At 37.1% G+C, this 16,472-nt stretch carries 18 protein-coding genes, 1 pseudogene and 2 other annotated features; of the genes and pseudogenes, 2 read left to right on the forward strand and 17 right to left on the reverse strand.

Translation table 11 applies throughout. The annotated features are described in order from the left end of the window. Positions 1-4: 4 nt before the first annotated feature. The 8 genes from B5P37_RS00560 to B5P37_RS00595 all read right to left on the reverse strand — a co-directional run bounded on the left by B5P37_RS00560 (position 5) and on the right by B5P37_RS00595 (position 5,278). Entirely contained in the window at positions 5-448 is a 444-nt protein-coding gene (locus B5P37_RS00560; RefSeq protein WP_085236096.1) for an ACT domain-containing protein, read from the reverse strand. A 26-nt stretch (positions 449-474) separates the two neighbouring features. Beyond that, on the reverse strand, positions 475-1,764 hold the full coding sequence (gene obgE, locus B5P37_RS00565; protein WP_085236098.1) for a GTPase ObgE: 1,290 nt from the start codon (positions 1,762-1,764) through the stop codon (positions 475-477). A 177-nt stretch (positions 1,765-1,941) separates the two neighbouring features. Then, positions 1,942-2,226 carry a 50S ribosomal protein L27 gene (gene rpmA / locus B5P37_RS00570; protein ID WP_014613716.1) on the reverse strand — a complete coding sequence of 95 codons (285 nt, stop codon included), beginning with the start codon at positions 2,224-2,226 and terminating at the stop codon, positions 1,942-1,944. A 10-nt stretch (positions 2,227-2,236) separates the two neighbouring features. Further along, on the reverse strand, positions 2,237-2,557 hold the full coding sequence (locus B5P37_RS00575; RefSeq protein WP_085236100.1) for a ribosomal-processing cysteine protease Prp: 321 nt from the start codon (positions 2,555-2,557) through the stop codon (positions 2,237-2,239). A gap of 2 nt (positions 2,558-2,559) precedes the next feature. Beyond that, positions 2,560-2,868, reverse strand: a complete 309-nt coding sequence (gene rplU, locus B5P37_RS00580; RefSeq protein ID WP_085236102.1) for a 50S ribosomal protein L21 — start codon at positions 2,866-2,868, stop codon at positions 2,560-2,562. Between the two features lie 12 nt (positions 2,869-2,880). Further along, positions 2,881-2,953 (reverse strand) — a sequence feature (ribosomal protein L21 leader region). Positions 2,954-2,988: 35 nt separating this feature from the next. Then, a complete protein-coding gene (mreD, locus tag B5P37_RS00585) occupies positions 2,989-3,504 on the reverse strand; it encodes a rod shape-determining protein MreD (RefSeq protein ID WP_085236104.1) in 516 nt (171 codons plus the stop codon). Then, complete coding sequence (gene mreC / locus B5P37_RS00590) at positions 3,504-4,340, reverse strand: rod shape-determining protein MreC (RefSeq protein WP_085236106.1); 837 nt, start codon at positions 4,338-4,340, stop codon at positions 3,504-3,506. The genes mreD and mreC overlap by 1 nt, the downstream gene beginning before the upstream one ends. A gap of 479 nt (positions 4,341-4,819) precedes the next feature. Continuing rightward, a complete protein-coding gene (locus B5P37_RS00595) occupies positions 4,820-5,278 on the reverse strand; it encodes a DUF4930 family protein (protein ID WP_085236108.1) in 459 nt (152 codons plus the stop codon). Between the two features lie 169 nt (positions 5,279-5,447). On the opposite strand from B5P37_RS00595, the gene B5P37_RS11855 reads away from it, so the two are divergent. Next, the gene (locus B5P37_RS11855) at positions 5,448-5,609 is read left to right on the forward strand and encodes a hypothetical protein (protein ID WP_169710752.1); all 162 of its coding nucleotides are present in this window, start codon (positions 5,448-5,450) and stop codon (positions 5,607-5,609) included. 158 nt (positions 5,610-5,767) lie between these two features. Here B5P37_RS11855 and radC read toward each other — a convergent pair whose 3' ends face one another. The 5 genes and pseudogenes from radC to B5P37_RS00615 all read right to left on the reverse strand — a co-directional run bounded on the left by radC (position 5,768) and on the right by B5P37_RS00615 (position 11,278). Further along, positions 5,768-6,448, reverse strand: coding sequence for a RadC family protein (gene radC, locus B5P37_RS00600; RefSeq protein WP_085236110.1), 681 nt, complete (start codon positions 6,446-6,448; stop codon positions 5,768-5,770). Next, positions 6,445-6,960 carry a prepilin peptidase gene (locus B5P37_RS00605; protein ID WP_244898644.1) on the reverse strand — a complete coding sequence of 172 codons (516 nt, stop codon included), beginning with the start codon at positions 6,958-6,960 and terminating at the stop codon, positions 6,445-6,447. The genes radC and B5P37_RS00605 overlap by 4 nt, the downstream gene beginning before the upstream one ends. A gap of 6 nt (positions 6,961-6,966) precedes the next feature. Next, positions 6,967-7,143: pseudogene (locus B5P37_RS12080) on the reverse strand (prepilin peptidase); the annotation flags it as partial. Between the two features lie 224 nt (positions 7,144-7,367). Continuing rightward, a complete protein-coding gene (locus B5P37_RS00610) occupies positions 7,368-8,636 on the reverse strand; it encodes a bifunctional folylpolyglutamate synthase/dihydrofolate synthase (RefSeq protein WP_085236112.1) in 1,269 nt (422 codons plus the stop codon). Positions 8,637-8,647: 11 nt separating this feature from the next. Next, the gene (locus B5P37_RS00615) at positions 8,648-11,278 is read right to left on the reverse strand and encodes a valine--tRNA ligase (RefSeq protein WP_085236114.1); all 2,631 of its coding nucleotides are present in this window, start codon (positions 11,276-11,278) and stop codon (positions 8,648-8,650) included. Between the two features lie 37 nt (positions 11,279-11,315). Next, positions 11,316-11,531, reverse strand: a binding site (T-box leader). A 58-nt stretch (positions 11,532-11,589) separates the two neighbouring features. On the opposite strand from B5P37_RS00615, the gene B5P37_RS00620 reads away from it, so the two are divergent. Further along, positions 11,590-12,138 (forward strand): DNA-3-methyladenine glycosylase I, encoded by a 549-nt coding sequence (locus tag B5P37_RS00620; RefSeq protein WP_085236116.1) that lies wholly within the window; start codon positions 11,590-11,592, stop codon positions 12,136-12,138. A 122-nt stretch (positions 12,139-12,260) separates the two neighbouring features. Here the strand turns inward: B5P37_RS00620 and B5P37_RS00625 are convergent, their stop codons facing one another. The 4 genes from B5P37_RS00625 to B5P37_RS00640 all read right to left on the reverse strand — a co-directional run bounded on the left by B5P37_RS00625 (position 12,261) and on the right by B5P37_RS00640 (position 16,472). Then, positions 12,261-13,328: an AbrB family transcriptional regulator gene (locus B5P37_RS00625; protein ID WP_085236118.1), complete on the reverse strand. Its 1,068-nt coding sequence runs from the start codon at positions 13,326-13,328 to the stop codon at positions 12,261-12,263. 182 nt (positions 13,329-13,510) lie between these two features. After that, positions 13,511-14,803, reverse strand: a complete 1,293-nt coding sequence (gene hemL / locus B5P37_RS00630; protein WP_085236120.1) for a glutamate-1-semialdehyde 2,1-aminomutase — start codon at positions 14,801-14,803, stop codon at positions 13,511-13,513. A 14-nt stretch (positions 14,804-14,817) separates the two neighbouring features. Then, positions 14,818-15,795: a porphobilinogen synthase gene (gene hemB, locus B5P37_RS00635; RefSeq protein WP_085236122.1), complete on the reverse strand. Its 978-nt coding sequence runs from the start codon at positions 15,793-15,795 to the stop codon at positions 14,818-14,820. Then, positions 15,795-16,472 (reverse strand): uroporphyrinogen-III synthase, encoded by a 678-nt coding sequence (locus tag B5P37_RS00640; protein WP_085236124.1) that lies wholly within the window; start codon positions 16,470-16,472, stop codon positions 15,795-15,797. Before B5P37_RS00640 ends, hemB begins: the two co-directional genes overlap by 1 nt.

Consider the following 16,472-nt stretch of genomic DNA (forward strand, 5'->3'; position numbering starts at 1 on the left):
CTCCTTACATGTTCATTCCAATAATATCTACATTATAGACATTTTCCATTTGACGCAACATATTGATGATTTCGTATGGTCCACACTTGGCATGACTGCCATCTAATGATAACGTGATCGAAGCTTTTTGATCTGTAGGAACACTTTGATGAATCGTCAATACAGATAAATTCAGTTCAGATAGTTTTTCAAGGATTTGTGCTAATATCCCTACTTTATCCGTAACAAACAAAATAATAGTAAAAATCTCAGTGTGGCTCTGAATGGCGTCAAGTGGGAAAATCGTATCTCTATACTTGTAAAATGCGCTTCTTGAACAATCATACATATCGACAGCTTCTTGAATGGTTAACGACTGATCTGCTTTTAAGGCATCCTTCACTAATAGCACACGCTTTACAACATAGGGTAATACATCTTCACGAATTAAATAAAATTGATGCTCCATCACTAGGCACGACCTCCACTTTTTTACTATTCGACAAATTCAAACTCTCCACCAAGAATTCGTACAATATCGCCGTTTACTGCACCACGTTCTCTTAATGCATCATCAATGCCCATCGAACGCATTTGTCTTGCAAAACGACGAATTGCTGGCTCGCTGTTGAAGTCTGTCATTTTAAACATACGTTCAATTGCATTACCACTCACAACGTAAGCACCGTCATCATCGCGCGTAATCGTGAACTTATCTTGAGATGGCGTATGTTTGTATAAAACTCGGTTCACACCGATTGTTTCTTCTTGTGCTGAAAAGTCAATATCTTTTACGGAATCGAGTGTATTGGCAATTTCATATAACAACTGATCGATATTTTCTCTAGTATAAGAAGAGATAGGTATAATTTTAACATCATCTTCCAACTGTTCTTTAAACATCTGTAATTGCATATCCGCATCTGGCATATCCATTTTATTTGCAACAATAATTTGAGGGCGCTCTTCCAATCGCTGAGCATATGCTTTTAATTCGTGATTTATAATTTGATAATCTTCGTATGGATCTCTCCCTTCCATACCACTCATATCAATGACATGCACAATGACTTTTGTCCGTTCCACATGCCGTAAAAATTGATGTCCTAAACCGACACCTTCTGATGCACCTTCTATTAAGCCCGGTAAGTCTGCCATGACAAAACTGCGTTGATCAGGCGTTACGACAACACCAAGATTCGGTTGAATTGTTGTGAAGTGGTAAGCCCCAATTTTAGGTTTGGCTTTTGATACGATGGAAAGTAACGTAGATTTCCCGACACTTGGAAAACCCACTAAACCGACATCCGCTAACAATTTTAACTCTAAAGTTACTTCAATTTCTTCTCCCGGTTCACCATTTTCACTAAAGTCTGGTGCTGGGTTTTTTGGTGTTGCAAATCGTGAATTCCCACGTCCACCTCGTCCACCTTTTGCAACAATCGCACTTTGACCGTGTTCGACTAAATCCGCTAATGTTTGTTCTGATGCAACATCTTTGATAATCGTCCCCGGTGGTACTTTTAACACTAAGTCTTCTGCATTTTTTCCATGCATATTACTACTTTGACCATTTTCACCTTTTTTCGCTTTAAAATGGCGTTGATATCTAAAATCCATTAATGTTCGTAACCCTTCATCGACTTCGAATACGATTGAAGCACCACGCCCTCCATCACCACCGGCTGGTCCACCAAACGGAACATATTTTTCACGACGGTAGGCAGTAATACCGTTACCACCGTCTCCGGCCTTTAATGATATTTTTACTTGATCGACAAACATGCTATCACCTCTTTTACTTTTAATTTTTGCTTAATTGTACTGTTAGTATAGCGTAGGTGGGTATGATATTTCATATAAAGCAGCGCATATCCCCTACCAACGCGAAATGCTATTTCTATGTCTTTAATATAAAAAATAAACACCAGAAGTTACCTTCTGGTGTCAAAGAATGACAAATTATTCAGCAACTGCGTAGACAGAAACTTGTTTTTTGTCTCGACCTTTACGTTCGAATTTAACAACGCCATCGATTTTAGCGAATAATGTATCATCGCCACCACGACCTACGTTTTCACCTGGGTAAATCTTAGTTCCACGTTGACGGAATAAGATTGAACCACCAGTAACGAATTGACCATCCGCACGCTTAGCACCTAAACGTTTAGATTCAGAGTCACGACCGTTCTTAGTAGAACTTACCCCTTTTTTCGATGCGAAAAATTGTAAGTTTAATTTTAGCATGTGTTACACCTCACTTCAGATTTAATTTAATGTACTCATTATATTCTTCTTCAATTGTTTGTAAAGAAATAAGTAGTGATTGGAGTATTAATTGCGCTTGTTCATTTTTTGTATCAACAATTCTCAAATGAAAATAGCCTCCATCATCAGAGTAATCAATGTCAGGTCTTTCGGATGTCAGACCAATGATTGCGTTGACACTACCGAACAACACCGCTGATGCGCCCGCACAAACAAGATCTTGGCCATGTTCGCCAAATTCCGCATGTCCTTCCATAATGAGCTCTGTTATATGACCGTCATCATTTAATTGAACATTAACATTAATCATAATTATGCATTAATTTTATCAATTGTTAATTTTGTGTATGGTTGACGGTGGCCTTTTTTACGTTTTGAATCTTTACGACGACGATAAGTAAAGACAGTGATTTTCTTACCACGTCCTTGTTTGTTAACAGTAGCCGTTACAGTTGCACCTTCAACTGTAGGCGCTCCCACTTTCACGCTGTCTCCAGAAACAAATAAAACTTTATCAAAAGTGAATGTATCACCTTCGTTAACGTTTAATTTCTCAACGAAAATCTCTTGGCCTTCCTCAACCTTGATTTGTTTTCCACCTGTTTCAATAATAGCAAACATACTTCGCACCTCCTAATTAATAAGTCACGCCATACATAGGTGACAATTGTACTTAAAACCTATGTTTGAGCGGTTGTATGTAGCTATGAACTACTCAACTATTGAATCATAACATTCGTTTTACTTCGTGTCAATAGGACGTGTTTGATTTATGAATTTGTTCCCCAGAAAATATAAAAACACAAGTAATAGTGCATTGAGAACTGCGGTTGGCAATATACGAAATATGATGAAATGCAATATGCTCACATCGATAAGTCCAAGTAACAAATAGATCAATACCACGAAAATTTCAAGTAACACAACACCTAATATGAGCATTGCATAAACCATTATGTGATCGCGAAAAAAAACTTTTAAAAATTTATCGGCTAATAGAACAAAAACAATGTAGCCAAATAAATACACGCCATAAATTTGTCCGAAAAATAAATCCTGCATTGTTCCTAACAAAATCCCTAAAATTAAAGCAATGCTCGTGTTTTTATATACAGCAATCAACATTAAATATAGAAACACAAGATGTGGAACTAAAATTAAGCGTTGGGGACCAATCATGATGGGAGACAAAAATGTGAGTACAGTATCTAAATAAAACAACAGGATGGCAACTAAAATGTAATATATTGATTTCATTATGAATTGTCACCTTCATCGCTTACAATTGTTTTCGGATCACGCTTTGCGATATACACATGATCAAAATGGTTGAGATTTGCACCGGTCTGGATTGCAACTTGTTTCGAAAGTCCGTATTGATCCTTCTGCACTTTTTTAACTTCACCAATGTATAATCCTTTTGGCAATTGATCGCCAAGACCACTTGTAACGACTTTGTCCCCTACTTTAACATCTCCATTGTTGTCAATGTCACTAATAATTAATTGGTCCGTTTCTTCATCAAAATGGTCGATTAACCCAAACACATCATCTCCATCATGTTGAATATTGACTGACAAACGGTTTGTCCGTCCTTTAGTTGAAATTAAATGGACTTGTGATGAAAATTGATTCACTTTCGCAACACGACCCACTAACCCATCCGCAGTCATCACTGCCATGTTTTCTTTAATACCAGATTTCTTTCCTTTATCAATAATGACTGTATTTAACCATTGATCTGGTTGTCGTGCGATAACAGCTGCTGTGACAGCTTGATATTCTGAAATATCACTCATGTCTAATTCTTTTTTGAGATTTTTGTTTTCTGATTTAAGCCGTTCATTTTCCGCTTCTAATTGTTTCTCTTTGTTCGACGGTGTCTCTCTTTTATGAAAAATATCTGTGATAGAACCCGCAACAAAATGGATAGGATAGGCGAAAACTCTCTGTCCAAAAGAAGTGGTGTCACTGACGTATTGTTCGGGAACGGACTGCGAATTCGAACGAATTGACAAACCAATTAAAGCGATAAATAAAATTAGTGCGCAAAACAACACAACGAGTTTGTTGTTTTTAAAAAAATTGGACAACCTCAACACCTCATATTATCAATCTTTGTATGTACTGCTACTATTTTATATTACTCTTTAATGTAAATAAAGTCCCATGTTGTACATTATCTCTCATTCTATTCATATTTAGAATAAAATCAATATGATATATTGCATCAATCAAGATGTTTTATCATCATTTTTTTCTCATTTTTCATTCATTTAACGCTTTTAAACTTTATGTATCATCAATCTTCAATTCGCTTAAAATTACAAACCATACATCCACTTGCTTTATAAATACAGGGCGTCGCATAGATGTTCTGTTTAGACAACGGCTCATACATCGGTCAATCAACAGTGACATTAAAAGAACTTATAAAATCGAGATGAAAATCTGTTTTAACACAACATTCTCATCTCTACTAACAACAATATCATCGAAGTTTAACAGGCCTCTCACTGATGATTAAATTTGATTTAATATAGACCCATTTGATTCTTGTATTTTTGGTATCCTATTGATAATCAATCAGCGGCCTCATTTCTATAGGATGTCCCAGTTGATGCAAATCCGCATATAAATCATGCTCAGTCGTATAGACTCTCATTGTATCATCCCCAAAACGGTATAAAATGAATTGTGTATCCCGTTCTGCAATTAAATATTCGTTGTCATACCCCATCCTTGTCAATCCATTCACTTGCATAAATTCGTATTTATCAATCCAAGTAAACACATTTCTCATTTGGCTTTTTGGAATATTTCTAAAAATATCATTTTCGGTTTGAATATAATTTCGACCATTGAGTGGTACGACATATCCCTCATCATCCGTCACTTGGTACGTTTCCTCTCTGACGGGATTCCATGGTTGATTTTTTAAATTTGGTACAAACATTATACTTGCTAAAACGAGGGCGATGAGTAAAATTAAAATAATTAATAATTTAATGAGACTTTTTATTATCCGCATGAATGCCCTCCTTATTGTCGTTCCACAAATGATTGATACTTATCATTATATGATATATTATAATTAAATCGATTGATGAAATCATCCATCTCAAGCATGAAAATATGACTTAAGAATGATGTTTTTATCGCTTCAATGTTTTAAAATATAGGTAAAAGGAGTGTTGACAATGAATTTGATGATTGTGTTTTTAACGATTCTACTTATCATACTACTATTCAGAATCAGTATGCATGTCATTCGCTTTATCATTAGACTTGGCATTATGCTATTTATCATCTATATTTGTTATCAATCATTCTTATGGCTCATTGATAACTTTCATTTTTAAATGATGAAATCCATTCAAATCATAGAAATGAGCTAGGTTTTGTCAATTTAGTAAGACTTAGCTTCATTCCAAATACATTTAAAATAAACCCACCAACAAAAACGAACCTCGCCTTTCAATGATTACACTTATTCAACCCTTTTCCGCGCTTTTCTCGGCTACAACTCATTTTCACTTAATATCGAAACAAATGAATCTTCACCGATAACAATGTGATCTAACAATTCGATTCCCATCGCCTCACCGCACATCATTAAACGCCGCGTTGTTTCAATATCTGCTTTAGATGGCGTTGAATCACCAGAAGGATGATTGTGAACAACAATAATGGCATGTGCTGACCACTTTAATGCTGTTTTAAATATTTCTCTCGGATGAATAATGGCACTATTTAATGTCCCAATAAATAGCGTTTCCTCATGAACAATTTGATTTTTTGTATTCAATATTAATAGGATAAAATGCTCTTGATTCGTTCCTTTAAACTGTGTATAGAAACGTTCTGCAATTTGTTCAGGTGAATGAATCGGTTCAGATAAAAATTGTTGTTTGTCCTCAGTTAATCGGCGCGACAATTCAAAAACAGCTAAAATGGTGATAGCTTTATTTCGTCCAATGCCGACAAATTTCTCTAACTCTACTAAAGAAAGATGTCGAAGTTGTGTTAAGGTACGACAATGCGACAAAATCTGGGATGCAATTTGGATACTAGATTGCCCTTTACTTCCACTATTAATAATTATCGCGAGAAGCTCTGTATTTGAAAGTGCTTGACTGCCAAATTGAACAAGTCGCTCTTTTGGTTTTTCATCGGTTGATAAATCTTGTATGCGCGTCATAATACACCTCCATAAATAACAATGATTTTGGGATAGGTTGATGATATAAAGAGAAACGTTATCAAAATTACTGGTGCTAAAGGAATACGATGATTTTTCACCCATTTAAGACAATAAAACATCGGTAATACAATACAGCCTATCGGAAATAATAACTCAAAAAAAATCAACAGAAATGGGAACGGAAAGAAAAAAGTAAGAACGAGGAAGAGTTTAATATCTCCAACGCCAATCCATTGTTGTGGCATACATCCGATTATAAATAGAATCATCCATAACGAGAAATGAGGCAAATCTAAATAAATTGTATGATGGTGTGTTAACATCAAAATAAGTAATAATAGGAGAAAACGATGCTGTATCATTTGATGTTGAATATCGACTGTTGATACAGCTAATAAAATGAATGAAATAAAGTAAAAGGACTTTATTGGAATGTAGAGAGGAAAAAGAAATGGGTATAAAATCAACAGTCCACCGATTATTTCGTTGACGAATAATGTGAATGGCATCGCGTGTTGACAAAAACGACATCTCCCTTTAAAAAAACAATAGCTGACAATAGGAAGCATATCAATGACAGTTAATTTTTTGCGACAATATTGACATTTTGACCTTTCAAACAAATAACTGACTTTTAGTCTATTTTGCCACGCCCATTGTATTAAAAAGCGCACTAAACTACTACCTGACATAAACAATAGCACAACGCTCAATCCGACACCTCCTCATGATACACACTGTATTTCAGCCACATACTTAATCGTTCGGCATTGAGAGAATGTGATTATTATAAAAGTTTCGTCCTATACGGTCAAATTTCGAAACAACAAAAATTTCCAATCATGCTTTAAAAAAATGATAAAACCGCCTCATATGGACTAGAAATATACGTCAGTCCATATGAGGCGGTTAAATTTTATGAATTAAAGTTGATTTTTGATTTCACTTCACTGATAAAATAAAGGCTACCTGTAATAAGCAATGCTTCACCTTGATATTGATGGATGAAGTTCACATAGTCATCGACCATCGATTTATGTTCAAATTCGATTTCGTCATACAACATGTGTTTTGGCAGTGCTTTTGGAAAGTCAAAGTCTGTAACATAAATATGATTGGCCATATTTCGAAATGCTTCTAACATATGATGAACGGGTTTGCCTTCAATTGCAGCAAACAACACATCGACTGTGTCAATATCATAATACCTATCAATGGTGTCAACAAGTGCATCTACACTTTCTTTATTATGCGCACCATCAATAATAATAATTGGGTCTTGCGCAACGCACTCAATGCGTCCAGTCCAATACGCTTGCTCAATACCATCAATCATTTTATTAAAGTCTAATTGGATGATGCCTTGTTCGTATAATTCAATTAAGGCTGTAATGGCTAAAGCTGCATTTTCTTTTTGATGTTCACCAATCATATTTAATATAAGATTTTCTAACTCATAATCTTTATATCGATAAGTAAATTCGTCATCTTCTGATTTAATTAGAATATCGCGATCAAATTCTAAAGCCTTTGATTCAAGGCGTTCCGCTGTATCTCGGAAATATTTAAGTGCCTCTTCATTTTTAATTGCATAAACAATAGGTGTATGGGGCTTGATAATCGCCGCCTTGTCTTTGGCAATATCCAAATAAGTTTGCCCAAGAATATCCGTATGGTCTAAGCCAATACTTGTCAAAATACTCATAAGCGGTTGGATAACATTAGTAGAATCATTTTTGACACCTAAACCTGCCTCGACTATGACAAAATCAACCGGATGTATCTCACCAAAATACAAATACATCATCGTCGTAATGATTTCAAATTCTGTAGCCACACCTAATTCAGTTTGTGCTTCCATCATTTCACTAATGGGTTTTACTCGCGCCACTAAAGTTACAATGTCATCGTTTGTAATTGGTAAACCGTTCAAACTAATTCGTTCATTAAAAGTTTCAATATACGGAGACGTAAAAGTACCCACTTCATAATCGTTTTTCAATAAAGCTTCACGTAAATATACAACTGTAGATCCTTTACCATTTGTCCCACCAACATGAATGGCATTGATGTTCTGCTGAGGATTACCCAGTTTTTCTAACATCCATTCCATGCGTTTCACGCCAGGTTTAATGCCGAATTTTGTTCTTTCATGAATCCAATATAAACTATCCAGATAATTCATAACTCAGACTCCTACGCTTTTAATTGTTCAATTCTCGCCTTTACACCATCATATTTTTCTTGATATTTGATTTGTTTTTCTTTTTCTTCATTAATGATGTGTTCAGGTGCTTTGCTTACAAAATTGTCATTTGCTAACTTTTTATTTACTCGATCCAGTTCTTTTTGCCATTTTTGCAAATCTTTTTCAAGCCGTTCTAACTCTTTATCCATGTCAATGAGCCCTTCAATCGGTAAAATCACTTCACCAGCAGTCACAATAGACGTCATTGCTTTATCTGGTACATCAATTTGCGTTGAGATTTCGAGCGTACTTGGATTACAGAAACGCTCTAAGTAATGTTGATTTGCTATCAATAATTGTTCAATCGTTTCGTTTTTGGCCTGAATTTTAATCGGAATTTCTTTAGATAGCGGTGTATTCACTTCCATACGTGACTGACGAACAGATTTAATGATTTCTACCAACTGCTCCATTACATCTTTACTTTCTGCAAATACAAGTGACTCATCTACTGTCGGCCATGCACTCGTCACAATAGACTCGCCCTCATGTGGCAAGGCTTGCCATATATGTTCAGTGACAAATGGCATAAATGGATGTAAGAGGCGCATCATTCGGTCAAGTGTGTAACTTAAAACCGAGCGTGTCACATTTTTCTGTCCTTCATCGGTACCATTCATTGGAATTTTACTCATCTCAATGTACCAATCACAAAATTCATCCCATATAAAATTATACAATACGCGACCCACTTCGCCAAATTCATACTTATCGCTTAATTGCGTAACGGTTTCTATTGTTTCATTCAGACGTGTAAGAATCCATTGATCCGCAACAGACAGCGAACCTGTTAGCGAAATGTCTTCAAATCTAAATGATTCTCCGATATTCATCAAACTAAAACGTGCTGCATTCCAAATTTTATTAATGAAATTCCATACGGATTCAACTTTTTCAGTTGAATAACGCAAATCATGACCTGGCGAAGAACCTGTTGCCAAGAAATAACGTAAACTGTCCGCGCCATATTGGTCGATGACGTCCATAGGGTCTACACCATTTCCTAGAGATTTACTCATTTTACGTCCATCTTCGGCCCGTACTAAGCCATGTAATAAAACATCACTAAATGGTTTTTGACCTGTGAATTCTAAACCTTGGAAAATCATTCGTGCAACCCAGAAGAAAATGATGTCATACCCCGTTACAAGTACTTGTGTTGGATAGAAACGTTTGTAGTCTGCCGCGTTTTCATCTGGCCAACCTAATGTTGAGAATGGCCATAATGCACTTGAGAACCATGTATCCAGGACATCTTCATCTTGTGTCCAATTTTCAATATCTGAAGGTGCATCTTCACCCACATATATTTCACCTGTTTCATTATGATACCAAGCTGGAATTTGATGTCCCCACCATAATTGTCTTGAAATGGTCCAATCACGAATTTCTTCCATCCAACGATTAAATGTTTTTTCAAAACGTGGTGGAACAAAATCAATACGTCCTGCCGTTTCTTGATTATCAAGTGCTTGTTGTGCTAGAGGTGCCATTTTCACGAACCATTGTGTAGATAAATAAGGCTCTACCACGGCGCCTGTTCGCTCAGAATGTCCTACCGAATGCACATGGTCTTCAATTTTAATCACTAAGCCTTCTTCTAACAAATCTTTGACAAGTTGTTTTCGACATTCAAAACGATCCATGCCTTCATATTTACCTGCCTCAGCATTCATTTTGCCTGCTTCATCCATGACTACAATGCGCGCTAATTCATGACGGTTACCGATTTCAAAGTCATTCGGATCATGCGCGGGTGTCACTTTCATTGCACCGCTACCAAAGTCTTGATCAACATAAGCATCAGCTAAAATAGGAATTTCTCGACCAACAATCGGTAAAATGACTGTTTTTCCAATCACATCTTGATAACGAGGATCATCTGGATTAACGACAATGGCTGTATCTCCAAGCATCGTTTCTGGACGTGTCGTTGCGATTTCAATGTAACCTTCCCCATCTGCAAAAGGATATTTAAAGTGATAGAATTTCCCATTCACGTCTTCATGAACCACTTCGATATCCGAGAGGGCTGTACGAGCAACAGGGTCCCAATTAATGATACGTTCTCCACGGTAAATTAAACCTTTGTTATACATATCGACAAAAACTTTGCGCACAGCTTGACTCAATCCTGAATCTAGCGTAAAACGTTCTCTTGAATAATCTAAACCCAGTCCTAATTTGGCCCATTGTTGACGAATAAATGATGCATATGACGCTTTCCATTCCCAGGCTTTTTCAAGAAATTTTTCGCGACCGATATCGTGACGAGAAATACCTTCCTCCCGCATCTTCGCTTCAACTTTTGCTTGTGTCGCTATTCCTGCATGATCCATTCCTGGTAAATAAAGCGTATTATATCCTTGCATCCGTTTCATACGCGTTAAAATATCTTGAAGCGTCGTATCCCATGCATGTCCTAAATGTAACTTACCCGTTACGTTTGGGGGTGGAATGACAATTGTATATGTTGGTTTTTCTGAATCTTCACTCGGTTTAAAAAGCTCTTGGTCTAGCCATTTTTGATATCTTCCCGCCTCAACTTCTTGCGGATTATACTTCGGTTTCATTTCCATTAAAATTACCTCCATTAAAATAAAAAACACCTGTCCTGAATAGGACGGATGTTCCGCGGTACCACCTACATTCAATAGTCAATATGCAACTATTGCACTCTAATGATTAACGCTCATGACACGCTTTAACCTACTCTAAGTTCAATTAAAGTTCAAATCGGGCTACCTTCAGTTATTCCTTTTATGCATTTCCACCAACCATGCACTCTCTATAAAAACAAAATAACATACTCTTCCCAAACACTATTTTTAATTTCACTAATATAGTATACTGAATGAACTATGAAGTCAATACAAGGAGGAACGAAAACATGAACCCCTGCGCATTCGGTACGACAGATCCACTTTATTTAGCATATCATGATGATGAATGGGGAAAGCCCATCTATGATTCTCAACAATTATTTCAACTATTGGCACTTGAATCACAACATGCCGGCTTGTCCTGGTTAACAATTCTTAAAAAGAAAGCAGCCTACCAACAAGCGTTTTATCACTTTGATCCTTTTCAAATCGCGCAAATGACGCCAGAGGACATTCAAGCTTTAATGACTTTTCCAAATATCATTCATCATCGTCCAAAATTGGAAGCCATCGTTGCACAAGCGCAAGGCTATCTTCAAATCGAAAAAGAACATGGCCATTTCAGTGATTGGATTTGGTCTTTTGTAGACGGACAACCTATTGACTTTCGTTATACTTCTGTCGATCAACGGATCACTGTTAACGCTACTGCAACACGACTCTCACAAAAATTAAAAGACTACAATTTTAAATTTATTGGACCCGTAACGGCTTTTTCATTTATGGAAGCTGCTGGACTTTATAACAGTCATCTCATGTCCTGTCCCCATCGTTAATTTCATTGCTGTTCTGTCCATCAAAAGCAAGCCCAATAAATAAAAGCATGATTGTTCGCGGCCACGCATACGGCCGCTCTTCATATTAAACGAGGACCATGCCTTGAAAACTGACATGCTTTTTAATTTTTTCTTGTTAAATGTTTCAAGTAATAGCTGATGAGCGGTGCAATTAAAAATAGGATAAAGAATATACGGAATATATGATAACTCGATACCTTGGCCACATCCGTTCCGATATCTAAAGCCACTAAAACAATTTGACTCATTCCTCCAGGCGCTGCACCTAAAAAGAGTTCGTCTAACGGTGCATGATTGATGAATTGAACAAAATACACCATAACGAGTGCGCCAAAAATAAGCAAAACATTTTGATAGGCGATTGCAATAGCAATTCTCCCTTTTAAGCGATGCGTTAAATGAGCGATTTGAATCCCGATACGTATCATATAAATCACTTGTGCACCCGCTATGATTGGCGCGTCAAGTGTGAAGTTCATTTCAGTAACGAAATTCCAAATAATTAAGACCACTATCGGAGCCATCAACATTTGAGTCGGGAAATGAAGCCATTTCATCACATAATACATCACAAATATCCCCATTGCGATGATGATGATATCCCCAAGATTTAACACTTCCGTGAGATAAGTTACTTTTTTTCCCGTCCAAATTTGTGTATGTGTATCTTTAAAAAAGAAAGTAATGAGTGGAACGAGTAGCACAACAAAAATCACCCGAGATGTTTGTGCCAAACTCACAACTAAAATATCCGCCTTTTTATTCTCTTCTGCCATGACAATCATTTGACTGAGTGCACCAGGTATGACACTTAATAAAGCTGTCTCTCTATTGACGCGTGCAATTTTTCTAAACCCTATTGATACGACTAACGACATGAATAGAAGTAATACACTGATAAGAATAATTGAAAACCAACCATTTTTTATATCATCAATGACATTTTTTGTAAATGAGGTCCCAATTTGGACGCCTAATAAAATTAAACCGAGACTACTCAACCAATTAGGCCATTGAACGTCTCGCTTTAGTCCTTTAACAACAAAAATGCTAGCAAATATCGGGCCGAACATCCACGGTAACATCACATGAAATCGAAATAATATCCCACTAAAAAGCAAAGTAAAACCAAGCACAATCAATTGATTCAAAATTTTGTTTTGCGCCAAAGTCCATACACCTCCCTCACACCAATTGATTAAAAGACAGGAATATCACAGTTTTTGATTTAATCCACTGTTGAGACATTGTCCTTCTCCGTACAAAAAGCCGAGAGACTCTCGGCTTTTTATAAGGAAAACGAATATAGAATCAGAATAAACTTTTTATTTTGTTCGAGGCTCTAGTCAACTCAATAGGATTGCTTAACTCGACTTAACGCCTCATCGAACGCTTTTACTGTTAACGCAATATCTTCTTTTGTATGCGCTGTCGATAAAAACATGCCTTCAAATTGCGAAGGAGGTAAAAAGATACCTTGTAGCGCCAATTCTCGATATAATTTGCTAAACAATGCTAAATCAGAACGATTCGCTTCTTTAAAATTCGTAACAGGCCCCTCATTTAAGAAAAATCCGATCATAGAACCCGCTCTATTCACCGTTAACGGAACTTGATGTTGACTAAATACGTCTTTAAGCCCTTTTTCTAAAAGATCACCCAACGCATTAAAATAATCATAGCTTTCTGGCGTCAATTGACTTAACGTCATATAACCACTTGTCATGGCTAAAGGATTCCCGGAAAGTGTTCCCGCTTGATAAATGTCACCACTTGGTGCAATACAATCCATAATGTCTTGACGACCACCAAATGCACCAACAGGAAGTCCACCACCAATGACTTTACCAAGACACGTTAAATCTGGCGTAACATTGTAATAACCTTGGGCACAGTGATACCCTACTCGAAAGCCTGTCATGACTTCATCAAAAATCAACAATGCATCATTCGCCTTCGTTATCTCACGCAAGCCTTGTAAAAATTGATTAATCGGTGGCACAACGCCCATATTTCCCGCTACAGGTTCAACAATCACAGCTGCAATATCATCGCCGTATTTATCAAATGCAGCTTGAACAGCAGTTAAATCATTATATGGCACGGTAATGGTATTTTTTGCAGTCCCTTCAGGAACACCTGGTGAGTCGGGTAACCCTAGCGTCGCGACACCTGATCCAGCTTTGATCAGTAGTGAGTCGCTATGCCCATGATAATTCCCTTCGAATTTAATGATTTTATTTTTCCCAGTAAAACCACGCGCTAATCGTAAAGTATCTAATGTTGCTTCCGTACCAGAGGACACCATTCTAACTTTTTCAATGGATGGGACACGTTCAATGACTAATTCAGCAAGCCGATTTTCATCTAACGTCGATGCACCAAAACTAGTGCCACGTTGTAGTACCTCTTGAATCCCTTCAATCACTTTAGGGTGACGATGCCCCAAAATCAGTGGTCCCCAACTGAGAACGTAATCAATGTATTCATTACCGTCAATATCATAAATTCTAGCCCCTTCACCACGTTCCATAAAAATGGCTGGTGTATCTACAGATTGGAAAGCACGAACAGGACTATTGACACCACCTGGCATTAATTTTTCTGCTGTTTCAAAAGCTTTGATTGATTTATTATATCGCACGACTGACGCCTCCTTTATTGTTGATCTAAGTAATGACAAATATCTTTGGCAAAATAAGTAATAATCATATCTGCACCCGCACGCTTCATTGAAACCATTTGTTCCATTACAACTTTTTCTTCATCAATCCAACCATTCAATGCTGCCGCTTTAGTCATACTATATTCACCGCTCACATTATATGCCACAATAGGGATTTGACTATGATTACGCACGTCTCGAATGATATCTAAATAGCTCAACGCTGGCTTCACAATCATCATATCCGCGCCCTCTTTTAAATCTGACTCAAGCTCTCGCATCGCTTCAAGACGATTGGCTGGATCCATTTGATACGTTTTTCGATCCCCAAACGAAGGCGTGGACTCTGCTGCATCACGAAATGGTCCGTAAAAGCTGGATGCATATTTGATACCATAACTCATTATTGGAATATGATAATACCCTGCTTCGTCTAATCCTTTTCGAATCGCTGCAACAAATCCATCCATCATATTACTCGGTGCAATAATATCCGCACCTGCCTTGACTTGAGAAATTGCCGTCTGAACGAGCAAAGGTAATGTCTCATCATTATCAACATCATGCGTATGTGGATCGATTAAACCACAGTGTCCATGATCTGTATACTCACATAAACATGTATCTGCTAGAACCAATAAATCCTCATACATAGATTTTGCGATACGTGTTGCTTGCTGGATGACACCATCATCGATAAATGCGCCTGTACCACATGCATCTTTTTCGTTAGGAATACCGAAAAACATGATGGCACGAATCCCTAAATCATATGCTTCTTTTATTTCATCATGAAGGAGATTTAAGCTGATTTGATACACACCAGGAAGGGATTGAATTTCAGTTTTTACGTTCTCTTTTTCTACTACGAAAATAGGATAAATTAAGTCTTCCTTTCTTACATGTGTCTCTCTTACCATATCACGCATGGATTTCGATGATCTTAAACGTCTATGTCGATCAAATTGCATTAATGAACCCTCTCTTCTATTATTTTAGTAATCATTGCTTCCAAAGTTTGAATGTCAGCGATTGAACAAGGATAACCATAAGATTGAATGACGTGTGCCGTTTGTTGCCCGATGGCGTAAAAACGGGTGAATGTGTGTGCATGATAGCGTTCAAAAAATGCACGAACTGCAGATGCACTCGCAAAAGTCACCGCATCTATTTCTCCACGTGCAATCAATGCGATTGTTTTTTCAATATGTCGCACGACTGTCTTAGCTTCATACAAATCAATTTTGGTCACTTGCAAACCAGACGCTCCCAGTGCTTCATAAAGTAACGGACGTGCTTCAATGCTTGATGGTATCAGTATACGTTCTCCTTGTTGTGCAGAAAACATTTCTAAAAACCCTTCTTGTGAATAATCATTAGGATAAAAATCAACTTGCAACCCTTGTTTTTCACAATATTCTTTAGTCTTCTCACCAATCACTGCCAACCGTTCATAACGGGTGTATTTCAAATAAGGTAGGAAAATCGCGACTGCATTTTTCGAAGTGAAGACGAGCCAATGATAGTGATTATCCAATATCGATTGATCGAAAGTTAAAGGCTGAATCGACTTAAATGGCAAATGAACAATTTTTGCTCGTTCATCATTAAAGTGATGCGTTTGGCTCATCACTACAGTAGGCTTCAT

Source organism: Staphylococcus lutrae, from assembly GCF_002101335.1.
Lineage (GTDB): Bacteria > Bacillota > Bacilli > Staphylococcales > Staphylococcaceae > Staphylococcus > Staphylococcus lutrae.

Bases quoted from the DNA above. Each gene is read 5' to 3' on its own strand.
- B5P37_RS00560 (WP_085236096.1), bottom strand. From the start codon at position 448: ATGGAGCATCAATTTTATTTAATTCGTGAAGATGTATTACCCTATGTT.
- obgE (WP_085236098.1), bottom strand. From the start codon at position 1,764: ATGTTTGTCGATCAAGTAAAAATATCATTAAAGGCCGGAGACGGTGGT.
- rpmA (WP_014613716.1), bottom strand. From the start codon at position 2,226: ATGCTAAAATTAAACTTACAATTTTTCGCATCGAAAAAAGGGGTAAGT.
- B5P37_RS00575 (WP_085236100.1), bottom strand. From the start codon at position 2,557: ATGATTAATGTTAATGTTCAATTAAATGATGACGGTCATATAACAGAG.
- rplU (WP_085236102.1), bottom strand. From the start codon at position 2,868: ATGTTTGCTATTATTGAAACAGGTGGAAAACAAATCAAGGTTGAGGAA.
- mreD (WP_085236104.1), bottom strand. From the start codon at position 3,504: ATGAAATCAATATATTACATTTTAGTTGCCATCCTGTTGTTTTATTTA.
- B5P37_RS00595 (WP_085236108.1), bottom strand. From the start codon at position 5,278: ATGCGGATAATAAAAAGTCTCATTAAATTATTAATTATTTTAATTTTA.
- B5P37_RS11855 (WP_169710752.1), top strand. From the start codon at position 5,448: ATGAATTTGATGATTGTGTTTTTAACGATTCTACTTATCATACTACTA.
- radC (WP_085236110.1), bottom strand. From the start codon at position 6,448: ATGACGCGCATACAAGATTTATCAACCGATGAAAAACCAAAAGAGCGA.
- B5P37_RS00605 (WP_244898644.1), bottom strand. From the start codon at position 6,960: ATGCCATTCACATTATTCGTCAACGAAATAATCGGTGGACTGTTGATT.
- B5P37_RS00610 (WP_085236112.1), bottom strand. From the start codon at position 8,636: ATGAATTATCTGGATAGTTTATATTGGATTCATGAAAGAACAAAATTC.
- B5P37_RS00615 (WP_085236114.1), bottom strand. From the start codon at position 11,278: ATGGAAATGAAACCGAAGTATAATCCGCAAGAAGTTGAGGCGGGAAGA.
- B5P37_RS00620 (WP_085236116.1), top strand. From the start codon at position 11,590: ATGAACCCCTGCGCATTCGGTACGACAGATCCACTTTATTTAGCATAT.
- hemB (WP_085236122.1), bottom strand. From the start codon at position 15,795: ATGCAATTTGATCGACATAGACGTTTAAGATCATCGAAATCCATGCGT.
- B5P37_RS00640 (WP_085236124.1), bottom strand. From the start codon at position 16,472: ATGAAGCCTACTGTAGTGATGAGCCAAACGCATCACTTTAATGATGAA.